The sequence below is a fragment of the Streptomyces sp. V4I2 genome (assembly GCF_030817655.1).
In the GTDB taxonomy this organism is placed as follows: domain Bacteria; phylum Actinomycetota; class Actinomycetes; order Streptomycetales; family Streptomycetaceae; genus Streptomyces; species Streptomyces plumbiresistens.
In genome coordinates this window covers 5565572-5588074 of record NZ_JAUSZM010000003.1, presented here as the reverse complement: position 1 = coordinate 5588074, position 22503 = coordinate 5565572, and the positions used below count along the sequence as shown (strand labels likewise).

General features: G+C 68.3%; 19 protein-coding genes, 2 tRNA genes and 1 pseudogene. 8 read left to right on the top strand and 14 right to left on the bottom strand.

The window, feature by feature from the left end:
• Nucleotides 1–17 precede the first annotated feature (17 nt).
• From QFZ76_RS26450 to pknB, 3 genes are all read left to right on the top strand, one after another.
• Nucleotides 18–1460 carry an FtsW/RodA/SpoVE family cell cycle protein gene (locus QFZ76_RS26450; protein WP_307676061.1) on the top strand — a complete coding sequence of 481 codons (1443 nt, stop codon included), beginning with the start codon at nt 18–20 and terminating at the stop codon, nt 1458–1460.
• Nucleotides 1457–2935, top strand: coding sequence for a penicillin-binding protein 2 (locus QFZ76_RS26445; protein ID WP_307676060.1), 1479 nt, complete (start codon nt 1457–1459; stop codon nt 2933–2935). The genes QFZ76_RS26450 and QFZ76_RS26445 overlap by 4 nt, the downstream gene beginning before the upstream one ends.
• 170 nt (nt 2936–3105) lie before the next feature.
• Nucleotides 3106–5133: a Stk1 family PASTA domain-containing Ser/Thr kinase gene (gene pknB, locus QFZ76_RS26440; RefSeq protein WP_307676059.1), complete on the top strand. Its 2028-nt coding sequence runs from the start codon at nt 3106–3108 to the stop codon at nt 5131–5133.
• Nucleotides 5134–5236: 103 nt separating this feature from the next.
• On the opposite strand, the gene QFZ76_RS26435 is transcribed toward pknB, so the two are convergent.
• Genes QFZ76_RS26435 through QFZ76_RS26410 form a run of 6 tightly spaced genes read right to left on the bottom strand, consistent with a single transcriptional unit; the run spans nt 5237 to nt 9456 of the window.
• Nucleotides 5237–5989 carry a class E sortase gene (locus QFZ76_RS26435; RefSeq protein ID WP_307676058.1) on the bottom strand — a complete coding sequence of 251 codons (753 nt, stop codon included), beginning with the start codon at nt 5987–5989 and terminating at the stop codon, nt 5237–5239.
• A 13-nt stretch (nt 5990–6002) separates the two neighbouring features.
• Nucleotides 6003–7115 carry a class E sortase gene (locus QFZ76_RS26430; RefSeq protein WP_307676057.1) on the bottom strand — a complete coding sequence of 371 codons (1113 nt, stop codon included), beginning with the start codon at nt 7113–7115 and terminating at the stop codon, nt 6003–6005.
• Nucleotides 7112–7750: an aminodeoxychorismate/anthranilate synthase component II gene (locus QFZ76_RS26425; RefSeq protein WP_266436622.1), complete on the bottom strand. Its 639-nt coding sequence runs from the start codon at nt 7748–7750 to the stop codon at nt 7112–7114. The genes QFZ76_RS26430 and QFZ76_RS26425 overlap by 4 nt, the downstream gene beginning before the upstream one ends.
• Complete coding sequence (locus tag QFZ76_RS26420) at nt 7747–7908, bottom strand: hypothetical protein (RefSeq protein WP_266436623.1); 162 nt, start codon at nt 7906–7908, stop codon at nt 7747–7749. The genes QFZ76_RS26425 and QFZ76_RS26420 overlap by 4 nt, the downstream gene beginning before the upstream one ends.
• Nucleotides 7909–7960: 52 nt before the next feature.
• Nucleotides 7961–8647, bottom strand: a complete 687-nt coding sequence (locus QFZ76_RS26415; protein ID WP_307676056.1) for a class E sortase — start codon at nt 8645–8647, stop codon at nt 7961–7963.
• A gap of 29 nt (nt 8648–8676) precedes the next feature.
• Nucleotides 8677–9456 (bottom strand): DUF881 domain-containing protein, encoded by a 780-nt coding sequence (locus tag QFZ76_RS26410; protein ID WP_307676055.1) that lies wholly within the window; start codon nt 9454–9456, stop codon nt 8677–8679.
• Nucleotides 9457–9598: 142 nt separating this feature from the next.
• Here QFZ76_RS26410 and crgA point away from each other — a divergent pair, with 142 nt between their 5' ends.
• Nucleotides 9599–9853 (top strand): cell division protein CrgA, encoded by a 255-nt coding sequence (gene crgA, locus QFZ76_RS26405; protein WP_266436626.1) that lies wholly within the window; start codon nt 9599–9601, stop codon nt 9851–9853.
• Between the two features lie 242 nt (nt 9854–10095).
• Here crgA and QFZ76_RS26400 read toward each other — a convergent pair whose 3' ends face one another.
• Nucleotides 10096–10983 (bottom strand): rhomboid family intramembrane serine protease, encoded by an 888-nt coding sequence (locus QFZ76_RS26400; RefSeq protein ID WP_307676054.1) that lies wholly within the window; start codon nt 10981–10983, stop codon nt 10096–10098.
• A 149-nt stretch (nt 10984–11132) separates the two neighbouring features.
• Nucleotides 11133–11666 (bottom strand): peptidylprolyl isomerase, encoded by a 534-nt coding sequence (locus QFZ76_RS26395; RefSeq protein WP_307676053.1) that lies wholly within the window; start codon nt 11664–11666, stop codon nt 11133–11135.
• A 364-nt stretch (nt 11667–12030) separates the two neighbouring features.
• Between QFZ76_RS26395 and QFZ76_RS26390 the strand changes: the two genes are divergently transcribed.
• A complete protein-coding gene (locus QFZ76_RS26390; RefSeq protein WP_266436630.1) occupies nt 12031–12744 on the top strand; it encodes a DUF5324 family protein in 714 nt (237 codons plus the stop codon).
• Nucleotides 12745–12924: 180 nt separating this feature from the next.
• Here QFZ76_RS26390 and QFZ76_RS26385 read toward each other — a convergent pair.
• Nucleotides 12925–12997, bottom strand: a tRNA-Ala gene (locus QFZ76_RS26385).
• A 182-nt stretch (nt 12998–13179) separates the two neighbouring features.
• Here QFZ76_RS26385 and QFZ76_RS26380 point away from each other — a divergent pair.
• Both QFZ76_RS26380 and QFZ76_RS51855 read left to right on the top strand, forming a co-directional pair.
• A complete protein-coding gene (locus QFZ76_RS26380) occupies nt 13180–13728 on the top strand; it encodes a DNA-binding protein (RefSeq protein ID WP_307676052.1) in 549 nt (182 codons plus the stop codon).
• A gap of 203 nt (nt 13729–13931) precedes the next feature.
• Nucleotides 13932–14825: pseudogene (locus QFZ76_RS51855) on the top strand (serine/threonine-protein kinase); the annotation flags it as partial.
• 1394 nt (nt 14826–16219) lie between these two features.
• Here the strand turns inward: QFZ76_RS51855 and QFZ76_RS26370 are convergent.
• Together QFZ76_RS26370 and QFZ76_RS26365 are read right to left on the bottom strand one after the other, a co-directional pair.
• A complete protein-coding gene (locus QFZ76_RS26370) occupies nt 16220–17647 on the bottom strand; it encodes a hypothetical protein (RefSeq protein ID WP_307676050.1) in 1428 nt (475 codons plus the stop codon).
• 106 nt (nt 17648–17753) lie between these two features.
• Nucleotides 17754–17882 (bottom strand): DLW-39 family protein, encoded by a 129-nt coding sequence (locus QFZ76_RS26365; protein ID WP_003999697.1) that lies wholly within the window; start codon nt 17880–17882, stop codon nt 17754–17756.
• Nucleotides 17883–18220: 338 nt separating this feature from the next.
• On the opposite strand from QFZ76_RS26365, the gene QFZ76_RS26360 reads away from it, so the two are divergent.
• Nucleotides 18221–18598, top strand: a complete 378-nt coding sequence (locus tag QFZ76_RS26360) for a DUF6344 domain-containing protein (RefSeq protein WP_307676049.1) — start codon at nt 18221–18223, stop codon at nt 18596–18598.
• 236 nt (nt 18599–18834) lie between these two features.
• On the opposite strand, the gene QFZ76_RS26355 is transcribed toward QFZ76_RS26360, so the two are convergent.
• The 3 genes from QFZ76_RS26355 to gyrA form a co-directional block, all read right to left on the bottom strand.
• Nucleotides 18835–18911 (bottom strand) — tRNA-Ile (locus tag QFZ76_RS26355).
• A gap of 111 nt (nt 18912–19022) precedes the next feature.
• The gene (locus QFZ76_RS26350; RefSeq protein ID WP_307676048.1) at nt 19023–19865 is read right to left on the bottom strand and encodes a DUF3566 domain-containing protein; all 843 of its coding nucleotides are present in this window, start codon (nt 19863–19865) and stop codon (nt 19023–19025) included.
• 18 nt (nt 19866–19883) lie between these two features.
• Entirely contained in the window at nt 19884–22478 is a 2595-nt protein-coding gene (gene gyrA, locus QFZ76_RS26345; protein WP_307676047.1) for a DNA gyrase subunit A, read from the bottom strand.
• Between the last annotated feature and the right edge of the window lie 25 nt (nt 22479–22503).

The window sequence follows — 22503 nt, the reverse complement described above, 5'->3', positions numbered from 1 at the left end:
AGAGGCCCTGTCACACGATGAGCAGTACTACCAACCCACCGACGCACCACACGTCCACCATCGGCGCGATCGGCACGCCGAGCCGGCGCAACACCGAGCTCGCGCTGCTGGCCTTCGCCGTGGTGATCCCGGTGTTCGCCTACGCCAACGTGGGCCTGGCCATCAACGACAAGGTGCCGCCCGGTCTGCTGAGCTACGGTCTCGGACTCGGCCTGCTCGCGGGCGTCGGCCACCTCGTCGTACGGAAGTTCGCGCCCTACGCGGACCCGCTGATGCTGCCGCTGGCGACGCTGCTGAACGGGCTCGGGCTGGTCGTCATCTGGCGTCTGGACCAGTCGAAGAAGCTCAACAACTACGCCGACGCGGCACCGCGCCAACTGCTGTACTCCGCGATGGGCGTCGCGCTGCTGGTGGCCGTGCTGATCTTCCTCAAGGACCACCGCGTCCTTCAGCGCTACACCTACATCTCCATGGCCGGCGCGCTGTTCCTGCTGGTCCTGCCGCTCGTGCCCGGACTCGGGGCGAACATCTACGGCGCCAAGATCTGGATCAAGATCCCCGGCCTCGGCACGCTTCAGCCCGGCGAGTTCGCGAAGATCGCCCTCGCGGTGTTCTTCGCCGGCTACCTCATGGTCAAAAGAGACGCCCTGGCGCTGGCCAGCCGACGCTTCATGGGCCTGTACCTGCCGCGCGGCCGCGACCTCGGTCCGATTCTCGTCGTCTGGGTGATCTCGATCCTCATCCTGATCTTCGAGACCGACCTCGGAACATCCCTGCTGTTCTTCGGAATGTTCATCATCATGCTGTACGTCGCCACCGAGCGGACCAGCTGGATCGTCTTCGGTCTGCTGATGTCCGCCGTCGGCGCCGTCGGCGTGGCGAGCTTCGAGCCGCACATCCAGACGCGTGTGCAGGCCTGGCTCGACCCGATGCGCGAGTACCAGCTCAGCCGCGCCGGGACCAACGACGGCATTCTCCACTCTGAGCAGGCCATGCAGGCCCTGTGGGCCTTCGGCTCCGGCGGCACGCTCGGCACCGGCCTCGGGCAGGGCAACTCCGACCTCATCGGCTTCGCCGCCAACTCCGACTTCATCCTCGCCACCTTCGGCGAGGAACTGGGCCTGGCCGGCGTCATGGCGATCCTCCTGCTCTACGGCCTGATCGTCGAGCGAGGGGTACGCACCGCGCTCGCGGCCCGCGACCCGTTCGGCAAGCTGCTGGCCATCGGCCTGTCCGGCGCCTTCGCCCTCCAGGTCTTCGTCGTGGCCGGCGGTGTCATGGGTCTCATCCCGCTGACCGGTATGACACTGCCGTTCGTGGCCTACGGCGGTTCGTCCGTCATCGCCAACTGGGCCCTGATCGGCATCCTGTTGCGCATCAGCGACACCGCACGCCGCCCGGCGCCCGCCCCCGCTCCCAGCCCCGACGCCGAGATGACCCAGGTGGTCCGCCCGTCATGAACAAGCCCCTGCGCCGGATCGCGCTCTTCTGCGGACTCCTCGTCCTGGCACTGCTCGTCCGCGACAACTGGATCCAGTACGTCCAGGCCGACGAGCTCAAGTCCGACAAGGACAACCGCCGCGTCATCATCGAGCGGTACGCCACTCCACGCGGCGACATCATCGTCGACGGCAAGCCGATCACCGGCTCCAAGGAGACCGCCGGCAGCGACTTCAAGTACAAGCGCACCTACACCAACGGCCCCATGTGGGCACCCGTCACCGGGTACGCCTCACAGGCCTTCGGGGCCAACCAGCTGGAGAACATCGAGGACGGCATCCTCACCGGCAACGACGACCAGCTGTTCTTCCGCAACACCCTCGACATGCTCACGGGCAAGGAGAAGGAGGGTGGCAACGTGGTCACCACCCTCAACGGCGCCGCGCAGAAGGCCGCGTACAACGGCCTGGAGAAGCAGGGCGGCAAGGGTGCCGTCGTGGCCCTCGACCCTGCCACCGGCGCGATCCTGGCGCTGGCGTCCTACCCGTCGTACGACCCCTCCTCGTTCGCCGGCAACTCCACGACGACCGACACCGAGGCGTGGCAGAAGCTCCAGAAGGCCAACAACGACGAGGACCCGATGCTCAACCGGGCCCTGCGCGAGACCTACCCGCCGGGCTCCACCTTCAAGGTCGTCACCGCCGCCGCGGCGCTGGAGAACGGCCTGTACACCGGAGCGGGCCAGCAAACGGACTCGCCGCTGCCGTGGATCATGCCCGGCACGACGACACCGTTGAAGAACGAGGGCAACATCCCCTGCAAGAACGCCACTCTGCGGGAGGCCCTGCGGGTGTCCTGCAACAGCGTCTTCGGCAAGATCGGCGCCGACCTCGGCAACGACAAGATGCTCGCGGAGGCCAAGAAGTTCGGCTTCGGCGAGGAGCAGTTCACGCCGATCCGTTCCAGTGCCTCGGTCTTCTCCGACAACATGAACCCTTCGCAGACCGCGCTGTCCTCCATCGGACAGTTCAACACCGCCGCGACCCCGCTACAGATGGCCATGGTCGCCTCGGCGGTCGCCAACGACGGCACCCTGATGAAGCCGTACATGGTCGACGAACTCCAGGCACCGAGCCTCGATCCCATCGAGAAGACCGACCCGGAGAAGCTCAGCCAGCCGCTGTCCTCGAAGAACGCCCAGATTCTGCAGTCGATGATGGAAACGGTCGTCAAGGACGGCACCGGTAAGAACGCGCAGATCGACGGCGTCACCGTGGGCGGCAAGACCGGTACCGCCCAGCACGGCGTCGACAACAGCGAGAAGCCGTACGCCTGGTTCCTCTCGTACGCCAAGCTCGCCGACGGCAGCTCGCCGGTCGCCGTGGCCGTGGTGGTCGAGGACGACAGCGCCGTGCGTGACGACATCTCCGGCGGTGGCCTCGCGGCGCCCATCGCGAAGAGCGTGATGGAGGCGGTCATCAACAGCAAGCAGTGACCCCGATCACGTCCCCTTCACATCGGTGCACGTTGCGATACCGGTCCTGTATCGGGTGACGGGCTTGGCCAGGTCACACAAGGCCATCCGGGTACGGTAGGCCCGGACGGCAGCCACCCGACCGCACTACTGTGCCGGTCGGGACCGACGGAGAGGGCTGGTAGGAAGCTATGGAAGAGCCGCGTCGCCTCGGCGGCCGGTACGAGCTGGGCCAGGTGCTCGGCCGTGGTGGCATGGCGGAGGTATACCTCGCACATGACACCCGGCTCGGTCGCACCGTGGCGGTGAAGACGCTGCGCGCGGACCTCGCGCGCGACCCGTCCTTCCAGGCCCGGTTCCGCCGGGAGGCCCAGTCGGCCGCCTCGCTCAACCATCCCGCGATCGTCGCGGTCTACGACACGGGCGAGGACTACATCGACGGGGTCTCGATCCCGTACATCGTCATGGAGTACGTCGACGGCTCCACCCTCCGTGAGCTTCTCCACAGCGGCCGCAGGCTGCTGCCGGAGCGCACGCTGGAGATGACCATCGGCATCCTGCAGGCCCTGGAGTACTCGCACCGGGCCGGCATCGTCCACCGCGACATCAAGCCCGCCAACGTCATGCTGACGCGCAACGGCCAGGTCAAGGTGATGGACTTCGGCATCGCCCGCGCCATGGGCGACTCCGGCATGACGATGACGCAGACCTCCGCGGTCATCGGCACCGCCCAGTACCTCTCCCCGGAGCAGGCCAAGGGCGAGCAGGTGGACGCGCGGTCCGACCTCTACTCCACGGGCTGTCTGCTCTACGAGCTCCTGACGGTCCGGCCGCCCTTCGTGGGCGACTCCCCGGTGGCGGTCGCGTACCAGCACGTACGGGAGGAGCCCCAGCCCCCGTCCGTGTTCGACCCCGAGCTCACGCCCGAGATGGACGCCATCGTCCTGAAGGCGCTGGTCAAGGACCCGAACTACCGCTACCAGTCCGCCGACGAGATGCGCATCGACATCGAGGCGTGCCTCGACGGCCAGCCGGTCGCGGCCACGGCCGCGATGGGCTCGGTCGGCTACGGCGGCTACCCCGACGACCAGCCGACGACGGCCCTGCGCGCCGACGCGGGCGCCACGACCATGCTGCCGCCCATGAACCCGGACGACGGCGGCTACGGCTACGACGACCGCCCGGACCGGCGCCGCCAGAAGAAGTCGAACACCTCGACGATCCTGCTGGTCGTGGCCGGTGTCCTGGTGCTGGTCGGCGCGATCCTCATCGGCAAGTGGATCTTCGACGGCGGCGGGGTGAGCAACAGCACGGTCGCCGTGCCGAACTTCATCGGTCAGACGCAGGACGACGCCCAGAAACAGGCGATCAATGCCGGTCTGAAGTTCACGACCTCCGAGAAGGCCTGCGAGGCCCAGCCCAAGGGACAGATCTGCGAGCAGGACCCGAAGCCCGAGACGAAGGTCCAGAAGGACACGACGGTCAACCTGGTCGTGTCGACCGGCGCCCCGAAGGTCACCGTCCCCAGCGTGATCGACCTGACCCTCGACGAGGCCAAGGAAAAGCTCAGCGGCGACGACTACGAGTTCACGATCAAGACGGAGACCCGGGAGTCCTCGGACACGCCGGGCACCGTCCTCGACCAGGACCCGGTCAAGGGCGAGGAAGTGGAGAAGGGCTCCACGATCACCCTCACCGTCGCCAAGGCCGAGGAGAAGGCCACGGTCCCGGACGTCCTCGGCAGGACCTGTGACGAGGCCAAGGCCCAGATGACGGACAGCAACCTGGTCGGCAACTGCACCGAGATCGAGACCGACGACGTCAACCAGATCGGCAAGGTCATCCAGACCACGCCGCCGGCAGGCCAACAGGCCGACAAGAACTCCGCGGTCAACATCCAGATCGGCAAGGCGGCGGACAAGACGGAGGTCCCGAACGTCGTCGGCCAGACCGTCGGTCAGGCCAAGCAGATCCTCAACGCGGCCGGCTTCAACAACATCCAGTTCGCCAACGGCAGCGATCAGAGTGATACCGCGTTCGTGAGCCAGCAGGACCCGGGCGCGGGCAACGAGGTCGACGACCCCGCCGGTACCCAGGTCACCCTGACCACCATCGGCATCGGCAACAACAACGGCGGGAACGGCAACGGCGGGAACGGCGGCGACGACGGCAACATCTTCGGAGGCCCGACCGGAACGGCGGCCCGCACGGAGGAGTGACCTACCCGCTCCCCACCGTCGCTCGCGACGTGATCGAAGCCCCGGAACCCTCACCAGGAGGGCGCCGGGGCTTCGTTCTGAGGTCCTCCTCGAAGGACCCGGGTCAGCTGCTCAGTTCCTTGGGCGGCGTCCGCTCGTTGTTCACCGCGTCCACCCGCACCAGCTCCCCCCACACCACGTACCGGTACCGGGACGTGAACACCGGCGTGCAGGTCGTCAGGGTGATGTAGTGGCCCGCCTTCTTCTTGCCGGACTCCTTGGGGACCGCCGACAGGACCTTGACGTTGTACTTCGAGGTCTCGGGGAGGACGGCGTAGACCTTGTAGACGTACCACTTGTCCTTCGTCTCGAAGACGATGGGGTCGCCCTTTTTGAGCTTGTCGATGTTGTGGAACTTCGCGCCGTGGCCGTCGCGGTGGGCGGCGAGGCTGAAGTTGCCCTTCTTGCCGGAGGTGGGGAGGGCGGACTTGACCGGGTCGGTGTAGTAGCCGGCGACGCCGTCGTTGAGGATCTTCGACGACGTGCCCTTCTCGACCAGGACCTCGCCGTTCTTCATCGCGGGCACGTGGAGGAAGCCGATGCCTTCCCTGGTGTCCAGCGCGCCGGGACCGGTGTCCTTCTGGGTCCAGGTGTCACGGACCTTGTCGCCCTGCTGGTCCGCCTTGCGGTCGGCGAGGACGTTCGTCCACCAGAGCGAGTAGACGACGAAGAGGCCGAGGATCAGGCCCGCCGTGATGAGGAGTTCGCCGAAGACACTGACCGCCATGGCGATCCGGCCCATGCCGCGGCGGCGCGGTGCCGGCGCGGGCCCGGACATGTCGGTCTGCTCTGCGGTGCCGTCGGTGGTCGCTGCCACTTGTCATCTGCCCCTACTCGACGAGCGCATCCGGCTTGCCCTTGCTGCGCGGCCGTTCCTCGACCATCTTGCCCCAGACGATCAACCGGTACTTGCTGGTGAACTCCGGAGTGCACGTGGTGAGGGTGATGTAGCGACCCGTCGTCGTGAATCCCGACCCCGGCGGCACGGGATCCAGCACGCTCGTGTTGCTCGGCGACGTCACCGGCAGCATCTGCGCCATCTTGTAGACGAAGTACTCGTCCTGCGTCTCCACGACGATGGCGTCGCCCGGCTGCAGTTTGTTGATGTACCGGAACGGCTCCCCGTGCGTGTTGCGGTGGCCCGCGAGCCCGAAGTTGCCGGTCTTCGCCTCGGGCATCGCCGTCTTCAGCGGATCCTCGGCGTAGTGGCCGACCATGCCCCGGTCCAGCACCTTCTTGTTGCTGACGCCCTCCGCGATCGGCACCACCACGTCCAGCTTGGGGATGTGCAGCAGAGCGAAGCCCTGCCCCGGCGAGAACGTCCCGGGATTGCGCTTGCCGTTCGCCCAGTCGTCCTGGAGGCTGCTCGCCTCCCTGTCCGCCTGCGCATGCGCCCGGACGTTCGTCCACCACAGCTGGTACGTGACGAACAGCAGCATGAGGACGCCGGTGGTGATGAACACCTCACCGATCGCCCGGCTCGCGACGACCGCCGCACCGGGCTTGCGCGCCCGCGCCTGGCGCCGCGCCTCCACCCGGGAGAGCGGCCTGCCCTCGCCAGAAGACTCCGACGGCTCCGCCGCCGTCCCCCCACCGGCCCCATGGCGCCCGCCACGGCGCTTGGCGGCCCTTCTGCGGGCCGCACGACCGCCCATGGGGGTTCCTGTGGCGGACGAGGCGGATGAAGCGTCAGGGGCGGATATGGACTCGCCGCCGATCGGACGCGTCGGCGGCTCGGGTATCCGCAGCGCCACCGTCTCGTCGTCGAGGGGAGGTTCGTACGGCGCCTCGCGCCCCACGGAGGGTTCGTACGGCGCCTCGCGACCGGCGGACGGTTCATACGGCGCCTCGCGACCGGCGGACGGTTCATACGGCACCGAGTCGTACGACTCGTACGGCACCCCGCCGTACGAGTCCTCGCGCTCGGGGCGCAGCGCGGTCACGCCGTGGCCCTGCCCACCACCGGGGCGAGCCCCACCGACCTCGCCACCGCACCCTGGTCCCCGCACTGCACCAGCCAGTTGGCCAGCATCCGGTGCCCGTGTTCCGTCAGCACCGACTCGGGGTGGAACTGCACACCCTCGACGGGCAGCTCCCGGTGGCGCAGGCCCATGATGATGCCGTCGTGGGTGCGGGCCGTGACCTCCAGCTCGGCCGGAACCGTGGCCGGCTCGGCGGCAAGCGAGTGGTAGCGGGTCGCCGTGAAGGGCGTCGGCAGCCCGGCGAAGACACCCCCGCCCTCGTGCTCGACCAGCGAGGTCTTGCCGTGCAGCAGCTCGGGCGCACGGTCCACGACACCGCCGTACGCCACCTGCATCGACTGCATGCCCAGACACACGCCGAAGACGGGCACACCGGTCGCGGCGCAGTGGCGCACCATCTCGATGCAGACCCCGGCCTCCTCGGGCGTTCCCGGCCCCGGCGACAGCAGCACACCGTCGAAGCCGTCCTGGGCGTGCGCCGTCGACACCTCGTCGTTGCGCAGCACCTCGCACTCGGCGCCCAGCTGGTACAGGTACTGGACCAGGTTGAAGACGAAGCTGTCGTAGTTGTCGACGACGAGAATCCGCGCACTCACTGGTTGTCCACCGTCACATCGTTGAAGGGCAGCAGCGGTTCGGCCCACGGAAAGACGTACTGGAACAGGACGTACACGACACCAACGACCAGCACGAGTGAGATGAGCGCCTTCACCCAGGCGTTCCCCGGCAGATGCCGCCAGATAAAGCTGTACATGCCGTCCCTTCCGTCGCACCACGGCACCAGACTCACGCCGTACCGCACCAGACTAACGGCGCAGGGCCGGTGGTTTCCCTGCCTCCACAGGCTGTGTGGAGTCGAGATGCGCCCAGACGATCAGCCGGTGGCTGTGTCCCCACTCCGGATCGCACGTGGTCAGTGTGAGGTAGCGGCCCGGGCGCGTATACCCCGACTTACGTGGCACAGGGTCGATCACCTCGACGTCCGAGGGCACTGTTTTGTAGGGGCCTTTGTCGATCCGATACGTGAACCAGGTCGTCCCGTCCGTCAGCACCACCGCATCGCCCCGCCGCAGCTTCGGAAAGTCCTTGAAAGGATCCCCGTACGTGCGCCGGTGGCCGGCGACCGCGAAGTTGCCCTTCTGCCCGAGCTGCGCGGTGCGCGCGTAGTGGCCGAGGCCCTTCTTCAGGGTGTTCGTGGCGGTGTTCTCCAGGACCGGCTTGTTCCACGTGAAACCAAGACGCGGGATGTACATGATCGCGAACGGCTTCCCCGCCCGGTACGGCGCCGGCTCGGCCGGATCCTCGGAGGCGCCCGCCGGAGTCGTGGGCCGCACGGGCTCCTGCGCCCACTGGTCCTGCAAGCGGTCGATCTGGTCGTCCATCACATGGTCGGCCTTCACACCGGTCCAGAACAGCACATAGACGACGAACAGCACGATCAGGGCACCGACGGTGATGCACAACTCACTGACGGTCCTGACGACGACGCGCACCGGCAGCTCCTGAGGGGCCTACTCGGGACTCACTCCACGGGCTTCGCGTACTGCAGATCCACTGTGCCCGAGTAGCCGGGCAGAGTCACCGCCCCGTCCTCCTCGACTTTCCAGCCGAGCCCGTAGACGTTGACGTACACCATGTAGTTCTGGATCGCCGGGCTCTCCGCCAGCGCCTTCTGCAACGCGCCCGGTTCACCGACCGCGGTGATCTTGTACGGCGGTGAGTAGACGCGGCCCTGCAGGATCAGCGTGTTGCCCACGCAGCGTACGGCGCTGGTCGAGATCAGCCGTTGGTCCATGACCTTGATGCCCTTGGCGCCGCCCTTCCACAGGGCGTTGACCACGGCCTGGAGGTCCTGCTGGTGGATGACCAGGTAGTCGGGCTGCGGCTCGGGATAGCCGGGGAGCTTGGCGGTCGCGTCCGGCGGGGCGTCGTCGAGGGTGACCGAGATGGCCTTGCCCGTGAGCTTCTGGGTGCCCGCGTTCTCCTCTAGGGCCGCGAGCTTGTCGTCCTCGGCCTTGGTGCTGCCGTCGTCGCGATCGGCCAGCGCCTCGTTGCCCTGCCGCAGAGCGCCGTTGGACTCGTCCAGCTCGCCGTTCTTCTGGCTGCGCTCGTGAATGAGGTCCGACAGCTTCAGCAAGGACGCGTCCGTGCGGATGTTGGTGCCCTTGGCCGTGTTGAAACTCGTGAAGAAGATGAGTCCCGCGAGAGCGAAGACGGCCGCCGTGAGCACCCGCATGGGCCGGAAACGTCGCCGGCCGGCAGGACTGGATCCCGTCCCGGGGAAGTCGGCAGAATTGCTCAACGTACCCTTATCTCCTTCGGCGCCGCGGAAGCACTACGCTAACGGACGCCCGGGGGAGCACTAAGTGTCCCCTTGTACGCTGCCCCGGAGCCCGCCCCAGTTCCCTGCGCGGCCACGCAGCGCATCGACAGGAGAGACCCTCGTGCCGAAGTCACGTATCCGCAAGAAGGCCGACTACACGCCGCCCCCGGCGAAGCAGGCGACCGCCATCAAGCTGACCAGCCGCTCCTGGGTCGCACCGGTGATGCTGGCCATGTTCCTCATCGGACTCGCCTGGATCGTCGTCTTCTACGTGACGGACGGGTCACTGCCGATCGACTCTCTCGACAACTGGAACATCGTGGTGGGCTTCGGCTTCATCGCGGCGGGATTCGGTGTCTCCACGCAGTGGAAGTAGCGGCCGCTGGGCTCTGCCCAGGGGTATCCACTGAGTTATCCACAGCGGTTTTCCACATGGGGAAAAGAAAGACGATCTGTGGATAACCCATCGGGTGTTGACGCCGGTGTGACTGACACACCGGCAACCGAAAACTTGTTCGCCCCCTGTCCGACCTGCGGAAACACAGGTCAGCGACAGGGGGCACACCTGTTCCCGCACGGTATGCACAAGATTCGCCACACACTGTGGACAACCGCAGCTCAGGTGAGCTGCGCGGTCCTCAACACGATCACGATCACGACCACGGCCAGGACCAGCGCACAGGTGCCGTACTGGACCAGCGCGCGGCGTTCGCGCGGGGCGTGGACCATGGCGTAGCCGGTGATCAAGCCGGCGACGAGGCCGCCGATGTGGGCCTGCCAGGAGATGTTGAAGCCCGGGTTGAAGGTGAAGATGAGGTTGATCACCAACAGGGCGATGATCGGCCGCAGGTCGTAGTTGAGGCGGCGCATCAGGACGGCCGTGGCGCCGAAGAGCCCGAAGATGGCGCCGGAGGCGCCGAGGGTGGCCGTGGTCGGGGAGGCGAGCAGATAGGCGAGGGCGCTGCCCGCGAGGCCCGAGGCGAAGTAGACGGCGAGGTAGCGGGCGCGGCCCAGGGCGGCTTCGAGGGGGCCGCCGAGCCACCACAGGCTGAGCATGTTGAACCCGATGTGCCAGATTTCCTGGTGGGCGAACATCGAGGTGACCAGGCGGTACCACTGGCCGTCCGCGACGCCCATGGTGGGCGCGAAGGGGGCCGGCGGCCAGGCGCCGATGAGGGCCAGTTCGGTCGCCAGCGAGTCCGACGCCCGGATGGCGATGAACACCGCGAGGTTGATGCCGATGAGGATCTTGGTGATGAGCCGGGGATCCGCCGCGATGGTCCCGCCCGCGATGGTGCGGGGCTGGGAGGCGGTGGGGGCGTGGCCGGTGCCGGAGCCGCCGCGGACGCAGTCGGGGCACTGAAAGCCGACGGAGGCGCTGATCATGCACTCGGGGCAGATCGGCTTTTCGCAGCGGGTGCAGGTGATGCCGGTCTCGCGGTCCGGGTGCCGGTAGCAGCCGGGCAGGCTTCGGGCGTCCTGTGAACTACTCGCCGCCTGGTCCATGACATCCCCTAAGTCGTCGTACAGACATGCACCGCCCCGTCCATCCTTACGGATGAACGGGGCGTTTGGTTCCCTTCGCGCAGGCCGGAGAGGTTACCGGTCGCGCGGATCGCGGGGCCCTCGGGGGCCTTCGAGGGCTCTCGGGGGTATCAGCCCTGGCGGGTCTCGATGACGACCGACTCGATGACGACGTCCTTGACCGGGCGGTCGTTCGGTCGGGTGGTCGGGACGGCGGCGATGGCGTCCACGACCTTCTGGCTGGCCGGGTCGGTGACCTCGCCGAAAATGGTGTGCTTGCGGTTCAGCCAGGCCGTCGGGGAGACGGTGACGAAGAACTGCGAGCCATTGGTGCCCGGGCCGGCGTTCGCCATGGCCAGCAGGTAGGGCTTGTTGAAGGAGAGGTCCGGGTGGAACTCGTCCTCGAACTCGTAGCCCGGGCCGCCGATGCCGGTGCCGAGCGGGTCGCCGCCCTGGATCATGAAGCCGCTGATCACTCGGTGGAAGACCGTGCCGTCGTAGAGCTTCTTGGTGGACTTCTCGCCGGTGGCCGGGTGGGTCCACTCCCGCTCGCCCTGAGCGAGTTCGACGAAGTTACGGACCGTCTTGGGGGCGTGGTTCGGCAGGAGCCGGACTTCGATGTCGCCGTGGTTCGTCTTCAGGGTGGCGTAAAGCTGCTCGGCCACGATCTGCCTTCCGTTGTCCTTCTGTGCCCTTCCGATCCTTGCATGGTTCCTGCCGTGCGTCGTCCGGCACCCGCCCGGGCGCCCGGCGTTCGGCGGTTTCGCATGCAGAAATCCGGTCGAGTGGCCCCGGGCCGGGGGCGCATGGCATCGATCCGTGGCATTGTCGACGACAAGCTCCTGTTGCCCTGTATTCATCCGCTATTACACGTGATCGGATCTTGAGCAGTTCTTGATCGGAGATCATCCGGAGTCTGTGGCTGTGACCCGGATGCCCGCCCTCACATGCTCCGGCGCTTCCGGACATGCATGATCCGTAAAAGGGTGGAAAGTCGAAATACCGTACGCCACCGAGGAGGAGGAACCCGTGACCCGCATCGACAGCGTGCGCGCCGCGACCGGCTCGGCGAAGGACAGCGTGCTGCACGCCGCGGAAGTGGTGGCGCCCTACGCCGACACGGCCAAGGACAGGGCCGCACACTACGCACACGAGGCACGCGTACGGCTCGCGCCGAAGGTGTCGCAGGCCGCCGAACAGGCTCGTGTCCAGTACGACGCTCATCTCGCGCCGCGTCTGGAGTCGGCCCGTTCGCAGGCTCTCGCACATGTCCCGCCGAAGGTCGACCAGGCCGCACACGAGGCCGCGACCCGTACCCGTATGGCCGCCAAGCAGGCCGCCGACTACTCCCGACCGCGGATCGAGCAGGCCGTGGCCGTGGCCGGTCCCGTCCGCGACGAGGCCGCCGCCCGTAGCGTGGCCGCCGTGGCCGCCCTGCGCGGCCAGGTCTCGCCCAAGGAGATCCAGAAACTCGTCCGCAAGCACGAGCGACGGGCGCGGGCCGGCCGGCTCGCCAAGGCGCTGGCGGTGGCGGGCCTGGTCGCGGGCGGCGCCTTCGCCGCCTGGAAGTGGTGGGACAAGCAGGCCAACCCGGACTGGCTGGTCGAGCCGCCCGCCGCGACCGAGGTACCGGAGTCGAGCCACCTGACCTCGGTCGACGGCAGCGGCCAGGCCGTACTCGACCCTGAGGTACAGGCCAAGCAGGCCGAGGAGGAGGCTGCGCACCGCGACGAACGCGGGTGAGCAAGACTCTCACGTGGGGCGGGGGACCGAGCGGCCCTCCGCCCCACAACTGCCTTGAGCGGGCCACGGGTTGGGCCGGTTTCACGTGAAACAGCGCCCACTCGCCCAGGCCGCCCCGGCATGACCATGCAAAACGCCCCCTGAAACTGCGTCTCCGCAGATCAGGGGGCGTTTGGCGCGTGGAGCCTAGGGGAGTCGAACCCCTGACATCTGCCATGCAAAGACAGCGCTCTACCAACTGAGCTAAGGCCCCGGAAAATGGCCGCCCGCCCGGAAGAACCGCATACCGGGTGACGACGCTGACCAGAGTACCGGGTCACCCCCAGGATCTCGCAAAAAGATGGGGGGTCCCCGTGGACGACCACTCTCCGTAAGATGCTCCGCGTGGTTCGCTACAGCGAACCACCGTTTTTGGGGAAGCGATGGGGAGACGCAATGGACGCCGCACAGCAGGAAGCCACCGCAAGAGCGCGGGAACTGCAGCGGAACTGGTACGGGGAGCCGCTGGGGGCGCTCTTCCGTAAGCTCATAGACGATCTTGGTCTCAACCAGGCTCGTCTCGCGGGGGTTCTGGGACTGTCCGCACCGATGCTGTCGCAGCTGATGAGCGGCCAGCGGGCGAAGATCGGCAATCCTGCCGTGGTCCAGCGAGTGCAACTGCTCCAGGACCTCGCGGGACAGGTGGCGGACGGCAGCGTGAGTGCGGCCGAGGCGACCGACCGCATGGAAGAGATCAAGAAGTCGCAGGGGGGCTCGGTGCTCAGCAACACCACACAGACGACCAGCAGTTCGGGAGCGCCCACGGTCAAGCGGGTGGTCCGCGAGATCCAGTCGCTGCTGCGCTCGGTGGCCGCCGCAGGAGACATCATCGAGGCGGCCGACACTCTCGCCCCGACCCACCCGGAACTGGCAGAGTTCCTCCGGGTGTACGGCGCCGGCCGCACCTCCGACGCGGTCACGCACTACCAGTCCCACCAGAGCTGAACCCGCGGCCCGGCCACCGAAGGGGGTTCGGCAGCCGGGCCGACGGCCGAGGAGGAACGCGAGGGGGTCGCGGCCCTCGCCGGGAGGGACACGCGGGGGTGTGTCCCGAAGCGACGAGGGCGCGAGAGGGGTCGTATCGCTCATCACGGGGGAAGCAGGGAGAAGCAAGGGGGTAACCGAAGGGGGAGGGGCGACGCACAGCCATGGGTGAGGTCTTCGCCGGCCGGTACGAACTGGCCGACCCGATCGGACGCGGAGGAGTGGGTGCCGTCTGGCGCGCCTGGGACCACCGCCGCCGCCGGTATGTCGCCGCCAAGGTCCTGCAACAGAGCGACGCGCACGCGTTGTTGCGCTTCGTCCGTGAACAGGCGCTGCGGATCGACCACCCTCATGTGCTCGCACCCGCCAGCTGGGCCGCCGACGACGACAAGGTCCTGTTCACCATGGATCTGGTCGCCGGCGGTTCGCTGGTCCACCTGATCGGCGACTACGGCCCTCTCCCACCCGCCTTCGTCTGCACCCTGCTCGACCAACTCCTGGCGGGCCTCGCCGCGGTGCACGCGGAAGGCGTCGTCCACCGGGACATCAAGCCCGCCAACGTGCTCCTCGAAGCCACCGGCATGGGGCGGCCCCGGCTACGGCTGTCCGACTTCGGCATCGCGATGCGGCTGGGCGAGCCACGCCTGACGGAGACCAACCTCGTGGTGGGGACGCCCGGTTATCTCGCACCCGAGCAGATGATGGGCGCCGAACCGGACTTCCCCGCCGACCTGTTCGCCGTGGGACTGACCGCGCTGTACCTCCTCCAGGGCGCCAAGCCGGATGCCAAGGCCCTGATCCAGTACTTTGCCGCGCACGGCACCCCGAGTGCCCCCCAGGGCATTCCCGACCCGCTGTGGCAGGTCGTGGCCTCGCTCCTCCAGCCCGACCCGCACGCCCGCTTCCGCACGGCAACCGGCGCGCGCAAGGCACTCGCCTCGGCCGCCGAACTCCTTCCGGAACCCGGCCCCGACGACGAGACGATCGAAATCTTCGACCAACTCGGCCCCCTGCCCCCCGGCTTCGCCCCGACCGGCCCACTCAAGCGGGCACCCGGAGTGGAGACTGGAACGACTTCTCGGTGGTCGGCCGAGGGGGCTTCTTCCCAGTCGACGGCAGGAGCTTTCCCGCCGGCAGAGGGGGCCTCCTCGCCGGCAGCGGACGCTCGGTCGGCGGTGGGGTCTGACGGGTCGGCACTGAGGTCCCGGTCGGTGGAGGGAGCCACGGGACAGGCAGAGGGAGCCGCCGCCAAGGCCGTGGACGAGCTCGGGGCGGTGGAGCAAGCTGCCGAGGCGGTGGAAGTCGCCCGGTCGTTGGAGCAAGCTGCCCGGTCGGCAGAGGGCTCTCGGCGCGTGGAGGGAACAGCCGCGCCGGCAGCAGAGACCGCCGGGTCGGCAGGCGGTGGCGTCTCTTCGACACCAGGGGAAGGCGCGCCTTTCCGTCCCGGAGAAGGTCCGCCCGCCCACCCAGAAGCCGCCGGCATCCCCTTCCGTCTCCGTCCAGAGGAAGGGCATGCTGCTTCCCTGCCGGGAGATGCGACCCCGGTTTCCGGATCGGCCGGCGCGGCCTCGGTCGCACGGCATGGCAACGGCCCCGGGGCCGCCCACACCGGTACGGACTCCTCCTTGCCCGCCTCCGGCCGGGAACCCGTCACGCCCAGTCCAGGCACGGGCTCCTTCACGCCCGCGCCGGGCACGGGCCCCATGGCCGCCGCCCAAGCCGACTCGGGCCACGTACCCAATACCCCCGCTACAGGCACCGCGCCGCCGTCCGAGCCGAGCGCGGCCAATCCAGTCGGCCAGGGCGTGGAGACCGTATCCCCCGAGGGTCGGCAAGGAACCGGATCGGTATCGAGCCCGGTCGGCGCAACGCCGTCGCCGCCCACTCACACCCCTACGCCGCCTACCGTCCGCCCGCGACCGTCCGCCCGCACGCAACAGCCCTCGATGTCGGACACCGGCAGCTTCCTCCTGCCGCCCCCGCAGACCACCGCTGCCCCCTCCTCCCCACAGACACCCACCCCACAGCCGCACCACTGGCAACCACAACCACAGCGGCAGGCACAGCCACAGCCACACGCTCAACCCCACCCGGCTCCCCCGACCCCGCCCTTCCACGTCTCCCCCCACGACCCCACCCACGTCCTCTCCTCCTCCCCACCTCACGCCGCCGCCCCCCACTACTCCCCTCACACCCCCACAACAGCCGCCGCCTCGCACCATCCCGCTGAACCCTCTACTGCTTCGTACACCGCTCAGAGCCCGCAGGTTCCAGCTCCCGCGCAGGCGATTTCACAGCCGCGCCACCGAGCAGCCCGCTCCGCACGCCGCGGCGGCCCGCCCGCCAAGGTGGCGATCTCGCTTTTGCTGCTCGCGTTGACCTGCTATGCCGTGGGTTTCTGGGCGCTGACCCAAATCTGAGCAACCTCGGCCCTACGCCGAGCCGTCAAGCATCACCGGCCGACGGCACCGCGCGTTCTCACCGGCTCCCGCCGTCGCCCCAACCCCATCCACACCCCAAGTACCGCCAGCACCACGGTTCCCCCGCCGAGACCCCCCGCGGCGATGACCTTCATCAAGGCATTCCCGCCCGCCGCAGACGCCGCCCCGCCCTCCGACGCCGCCGTCTCCCGCTGCCCCTGTGCCGTGACCTGGAAGATGTCCCGCGGCTCGGACTGCCCCGCGTACGCGGGACCGGCCTCCGCGCCGTGCGCGACCCGCACGCGCAGGGTCAGGTCGAAGGGACCGTCACCGAAGTCGTCGGCGGTCTGGGCGGCGAGATGGACGACGAGGTAGTAGGAACCGGCGAACCGCATGCCGCTGACGTGGTCGGCCACATCAAACCGGTTGGCGTACGCGACCGGCGGCAGCGGTCGAAGCGTCGCCGACCGCTGGCTGCCGTCGTAGGCGACCCCGTCATAGTCGACATGGGCACGCACGGGGTTGTAGAGGGACAGGGTCAGCGCACTGGGCACGAAGCCCGCGTCACTGCTCGCGCTGCCCAGTTCGGCGGTGGCGTAGAGCTGCTGACCCCAGTCCACGGGTACCTCGTAGAAGAGTGTCTGCCCGGGCCGGACGTCGTCCTGCCAGACTCCCTCGCCCAGGGACGTCGCCGCTCCGAAGCCCGCACCGCCCTCGCGGCGCTCCGGTTCGCCGCTGGGGAGCGCGGGTGAGGCCGAGTCCCAGACCTCGGGCGCGCTCGTCGCCCCGGCCTGCGTGAGTCCGGGCTCCGACACGGGCTCGAGCTCGAGATCCCACTCACCGAGCAACGAAGGGGAGACATCAGCCGTCCTCTGGACACGCTCGACGACCACGTAAAAGGTGCCGGCCCCCTTGCATATGGACCCACTGCGCGTGGCCTCGCGCTCCCCCATCGCCGTGATGGGGTGGGCGCTCCGACCGGCCCCGATGCTGACCGTGTCGACGGAGCAGGTGTGGCTGTCGGCGTCCTGGACCGACACCTTGACGCCGTCGCCGGCGGAAACCGTGGCGCCAGGGGGAGGGACGGCCGTGACGGAGACGTACACGTTCGACGTGGCGTCGAGTTCGAGGCGGTAGTAGCGCTCGCCGGTGGCAGGGAGTGAACTGCGGTACGTCGTGCCGGGTGCCAGGCCTTCGGCTTCGCCGGTGCTCGTGGCGCCCCGTACCGACCGGGCGTCCTCGTCGAAGGCGTACGAGCCCGGAGCTCCGGCCGCCACCGCGGGCGACCCGCCCGGTACCACCGCCGCCATCCCCAGCACCACGCCCACGGCGGCCACCCGCCCCACGGGCCCACGACCACGCCGTGCCGCCGCCCGCCACCACGCCGTACGCCGCCCCATCACGCGCCACCCCTCGTCGTACACCGGACCGGGACCGTGGCCCATCCTGCCCCGCAGCACCGCATGACATCCGCGCAATCCGTACGAGCGTCCGAAACACCCGAATCGCAACACAAAACCCCGACCGCGAGGCGGTCGGGGTCTGTTCAGAATCCGTTGTCGGTACTCAGGAACCCGTGGGCACGGAGTCAGTCGCCTCCGTCCACAGATCCTGCTCGGCGCGATCCGCCTGGATCTGGCGGTACACGAGGAGCCCGCCGATGGCGGCCAGTGCGACCAGGAGAAGCTTCTTCACCGCGCGACCTCGTCTTTCCTTGGCGTAGGGGACTTCTGGCGCCCGACTATACACACCGACCGAGACCGATCGGTGACCTACGTCGGGCCCTCAACTCCCGTCCGGAACACAGCAAAAGAAGCGGACGGAGACGCTCCGATCAGAGGGTGATCACACTCTCACGAAGGGCTACTTTGACCACCCTTCTCCCGCATTCCCTCCTTTTTGCCACCCTTGCACCCATCCGTGTGGTGTTCATCGGAAGATCGACGCGCCACGGGCGTCGGTCCACCACTTCGCGACCCTCATACACATGATGAGGAAAGTACGCAAATCGCCCAACCCGAAAGTGAGGGGCCATGGCCCAGAACAAGGTCATGAAGCTGTGGACCGCCATCGTCACCGCCTTCCTGGCGCTGTGCACGACGCTCGGCCTGATCACGACGACCGCCGCCGCGGCCGTACCGCAGACCGGGACGCCCCGCAACAGCACCGCACACACGACGACACCGGCGACGCCCCTCTGGTGCCGGTCCTCGACCAGGGACCTGCCCCCCACGATGAAACAGCGCATCCGCGCCGAGGCCCACGGCAAGACCCCCAGCTGCCGCCACCGCCCGTCGACGGACGCTGACACGGAAGCGGGTGCGGGTGCGGGTGCGGAGTCGAGCGCCGAGTCGAGCACGGACACGGACCCTGACCCAGCGCGCGACCTCTCGACATCTCTCCTGCGCTGACCGCACGCACCGACCGCACGGCACACTGACGTAACGGCGAACTTGCGTACGCCCGGCCAGCACATCGAGCCCCGACCGCACCCGGTCGGGGCTCGACTGCGTGAAACGAGAGGGCGCCGGCACCCTGCTGAGACCACGAAGGACCGACACCACAGTCAGTCGATCCAACAGTCGAACCAGCCGCTGGCCCCACGAACGAAAGACCCCCAACCATGACCGGTTGGGGGTCTTCTCGATGGTGGGGCTAACAGGATTTGAACCTGTGGCCTCATCCTTATCAGGGATGCGCTCTAACCAACTGAGCTATAGCCCCGCCGCGCTCTGCGGTGTGTGTCCCGCGCGCTGACTCCTGAAGATTAGCGCACGACGTGGGCAGTCCCAAAATCGATAACCGGAGACCGTCAGCAGGCGGGAAACGGCACGCTCACTCGTCCTCCGCCAGCGTCAGCTCGACGCCGCCGACGAAGCCCGCGGAGAGGTTGTAGATGAACGCGCCGAGGGTCGCGAGGGCGGTCGCGAGGACGACGTCGATGACCGCGATGATCGTCGTGAACATCAGGACGTTCGGGAGGGACAGGAACGACTGGAGGTCGAAGCCGTTCGACTCGTTCGAGCCGGTGGCCTCCGAGATCGTGCCGCCGACCGTCGAGAAGACGCCCATCGCGTCCATGACCATCCACAGCACGGCGGCCGCGACGATGGTGCAGATGCCCAGGGCGATGGAGAGCAGGAAGCTGACCTTCATCACGGACCACGGGTCGGCCTTGGCGACCCGCAGACGTGCCTTGCGGGTGCGGGGCACGGTGCGCGCGCCGGTGCGGGGGCGGCGTACGGCACCCGCCGGGGCGGCCTGCGCGGGGTAGGCCTGCGGCGGGTGGTAGGGCCCGGCGGGCTGCTGCGGCTGCCGCTCCCCGGGCAGCGGGGAGGTCGCCTCGGGCGGCGCCGGCGGGGCCGGCTGCTGCGGCTGAGGCTGGGCGCCCGGAGCGGCCGTGGCCTGGCCCGCGCCGGTGGCGGGCCGCTGGGCCTGCGGACCTCGGGTGTCCGTCACAGTTCCCCCCTGGGATCCATGCGTGTCGGGCGAGGGCGACTCGGTCGCTGGGGACTTGATCGCCTGCAGGTTGGTCGTATGCGGGTCGTTCACGCGCCCGTCCGTCGTGTTCGAGTTTGTCGAGTTCGCGGCGGAGCCACGGCCGCCGCCGTCCGTTTCCTTACCGGAAGAGGTACCGCTGGAGGTACCGACCGAACCGGCGCCCGTGGCTCCGCTCACGATGGCTCACTCCTCGTGCTACTCGGGCGAGGGCGCCTCGCCCTCGTCCGTGCCGGTGGTCGCGGCACCTTCGGCGGTCTCGTCGACGGCCACGTCGCCGTCGACCTCCTCCGCCTCGCGTCCCGCCTCGGCGTTACGTGCGATGCCGACCACGGCATCGCGCTTGCCCAGGTTGATCAGTTGGACGCCCATGGTGTCACGGCCCGTCTCCCTGACTCCGCTGACCCGCGTACGAATCACACCGCCCGACAGCGTGATGGCGAGGATCTCATCGGTCTCCTCGACCACCAGCGCACCGACGAGCGATCCACGATCCTCGACGATCTTGGCAGCCTTGATGCCGAGGCCGCCGCGACCCTGGACGCGGTACTCGTCGACGGCGGTCCGCTTCGCGTACCCACCGTCCGTAGCAGTGAACACGAACGTACCGGGTCGAACAACATTCATCGAGAGCAGCTGGTCGCCCTCGCGGAAGCTCATGCCCTTGACGCCCGAGGTGGCACGGCCCATGGGACGCAGAGCTTCGTCTGTGGCGGTGAACCTGATCGATTGGGCCTTCTTGCTGATCAGAAGCAGATCATCCTCGGCCGAAACGAGTTCCGCTCCGATCAGTTCGTCGTCCGAACCGTCGTCCGTCTCCCGAAGGTTGATCGCGATGACGCCTCCCGCGCGCGGCGAATCGTAATCCTTCAGAGGCGTCTTCTTGACCAGACCGCCCTTCGTGGCGAGCACCAGGTACGGCGCCACGTCGTAGGTGCGGATCGCGAGGATCTCGGCGATCGCCTCGTCCGGCTGGAAGGCCAGCAGGTTGGCGACGTGCTGTCCACGCGCGTCACGTCCGGCGTCGGGAAGCTCGTACGCCTTCGCCCGGTAGACACGGCCCTTGTTCGTGAAGAACAGCAGCCAGTGGTGCGTCGTGGAGACGAAGAAGTGGTCGACGATGTCGTCTTCCTTGAGCTTCGCCCCGCGCACGCCCTTGCCGCCGCGCTTCTGGGCGCGGTAGTCGTCGGTCTTGGTGCGCTTGACGTAGCCGCCGCGGGTGACCGTGACGACGATGTCCTCCTCGGCGATCAGGTCCTCCATGGACATGTCGCCGTCGTAGGGCACCAGCATGGTCTTGCGGTCGTCGCCGTACTTCTCGACGATCGCGGCGAGTTCCTCGCTGACGATGCCGCGCTGGCGGACCGGGGAGGCGAGAATCTCGTTGTAGAGCCTGATCTTCGCCTGGAGTTCGTCGTGCTCCTGGACGATCTTCTGGCGCTCCAGTGCGGCCAGTCGCCGCAGCTGCATCTCCAGGATCGCGTTCGCCTGGATCTCGTCGATCTCCAGGAGCTGCATCAGGCCCGTGCGCGCGATGTCGACGGTGTCGCTGCGCCGGATCAGCGCGATGACCTCGTCGATGGCGTCCAGGGCCTTCAGCAGGCCGCGCAGGATGTGCGCCCGCTCCTCGGCCTTGCGCAGGCGGAACTTCGTACGCCGGACGATGACCTCGATCTGGTGGGTCACCCAGTGGCGGATGAACGCGTCGAGCGAGAGCGTGCGCGGGACGCCGTCCACCAGCGCCAGCATGTTGGCGCCGAAGTTCGTCTGCAGGTCGGTGTGCTTGTAGAGGTTGTTCAGTACGACCTTGGCGACCGCGTCCCTCTTCAGGACGACGACCAGACGCTGACCGGTACGCGAGGACGTCTCGTCCCGGACGTCCGCGATGCCGCCGATCTTGCCGTCCTTCACCAGGTCGGCGATCTTCTGCGCGAGGTTGTCCGGGTTCACCTGGTACGGCAGCTCGGTGACCACCAGGCACTGGCGGTTCTGGATCTCCTCGACCTCGACGACCGCCCGCATGGTGATCGAGCCGCGGCCCGTGCGGTACGCCTCCTCGATGCCCTTGCGGCCCACCACGAGGGCGCCGGTCGGGAAGTCGGGGCCCTTGATGCGCTCCATGAGCGCGTCCAGGAGCTCCTCGTGCGAGGCCTCGGAGTTCTCCAGGTACCACTGGGCGCCGGCCGCGACCTCGCGCAGGTTGTGCGGCGGGATGTTGGTCGCCATACCGACCGCGATACCGGCCGAACCGTTGATCAGCAGGTTCGGGAAGCGGGCCGGCAGGACGGTCGGCTCCTGGGAGCGGCCGTCGTAGTTGTCCGTGAAGTCGACGGTCTCCTCGTCGATGTCACGGACCATCTCCATCGACAGCGGCGCCATCTTGCACTCGGTGTAGCGCATGGCCGCCGCCGGGTCGTTGCCCGGAGAGCCGAAGTTGCCGTTGGAGTCCACCAGCGGCATCCGCATCGACCACGACTGCGCGAGGCGCACCAGCGCGTCGTAGATCGAGGAGTCGCCGTGCGGGTGGTAGTTGCCCATGACGTCGCCGACGACACGGGCGCACTTGTAGAAGCCGCGCTCGGGGCGGTAGCCGCCGTCGTACATGGCGTACAGGACGCGTCGGTGGACGGGCTTGAGACCGTCCCGGACGTCGGGCAGCGCTCGCGAGACGATGACGGACATCGCGTAGTCGAGGTACGAGCGCTGCATCTCCGTCTCGAGCCCGACGGGCTCGACACGCTGGGCGATCTCGCCGCCCGCTTCGGGCGTGAGGGGGGTGATGTCGTCGGCCATTGCTGGTGAAGATCCTTTCTGCTGC

Coding starts and splice junctions, on each gene's coding strand:
- QFZ76_RS26420 (WP_266436623.1), bottom strand. CDS start 7,908: ATGTACAGCTTTATCTGGCGGCATCTGCCGGGGAACGCCTGGGTGAAG.
- QFZ76_RS26445 (WP_307676060.1), top strand. CDS start 1,457: ATGAACAAGCCCCTGCGCCGGATCGCGCTCTTCTGCGGACTCCTCGTC.
- gyrA (WP_307676047.1), bottom strand. CDS start 22,478: ATGGCCGACGACATCACCCCCCTCACGCCCGAAGCGGGCGGCGAGATC.
- QFZ76_RS26380 (WP_307676052.1), top strand. CDS start 13,180: ATGGACGCCGCACAGCAGGAAGCCACCGCAAGAGCGCGGGAACTGCAG.
- QFZ76_RS26360 (WP_307676049.1), top strand. CDS start 18,221: ATGGCCCAGAACAAGGTCATGAAGCTGTGGACCGCCATCGTCACCGCC.
- QFZ76_RS26400 (WP_307676054.1), bottom strand. CDS start 10,983: ATGGACCAGGCGGCGAGTAGTTCACAGGACGCCCGAAGCCTGCCCGGC.
- pknB (WP_307676059.1), top strand. CDS start 3,106: ATGGAAGAGCCGCGTCGCCTCGGCGGCCGGTACGAGCTGGGCCAGGTG.
- QFZ76_RS26450 (WP_307676061.1), top strand. CDS start 18: ATGAGCAGTACTACCAACCCACCGACGCACCACACGTCCACCATCGGC.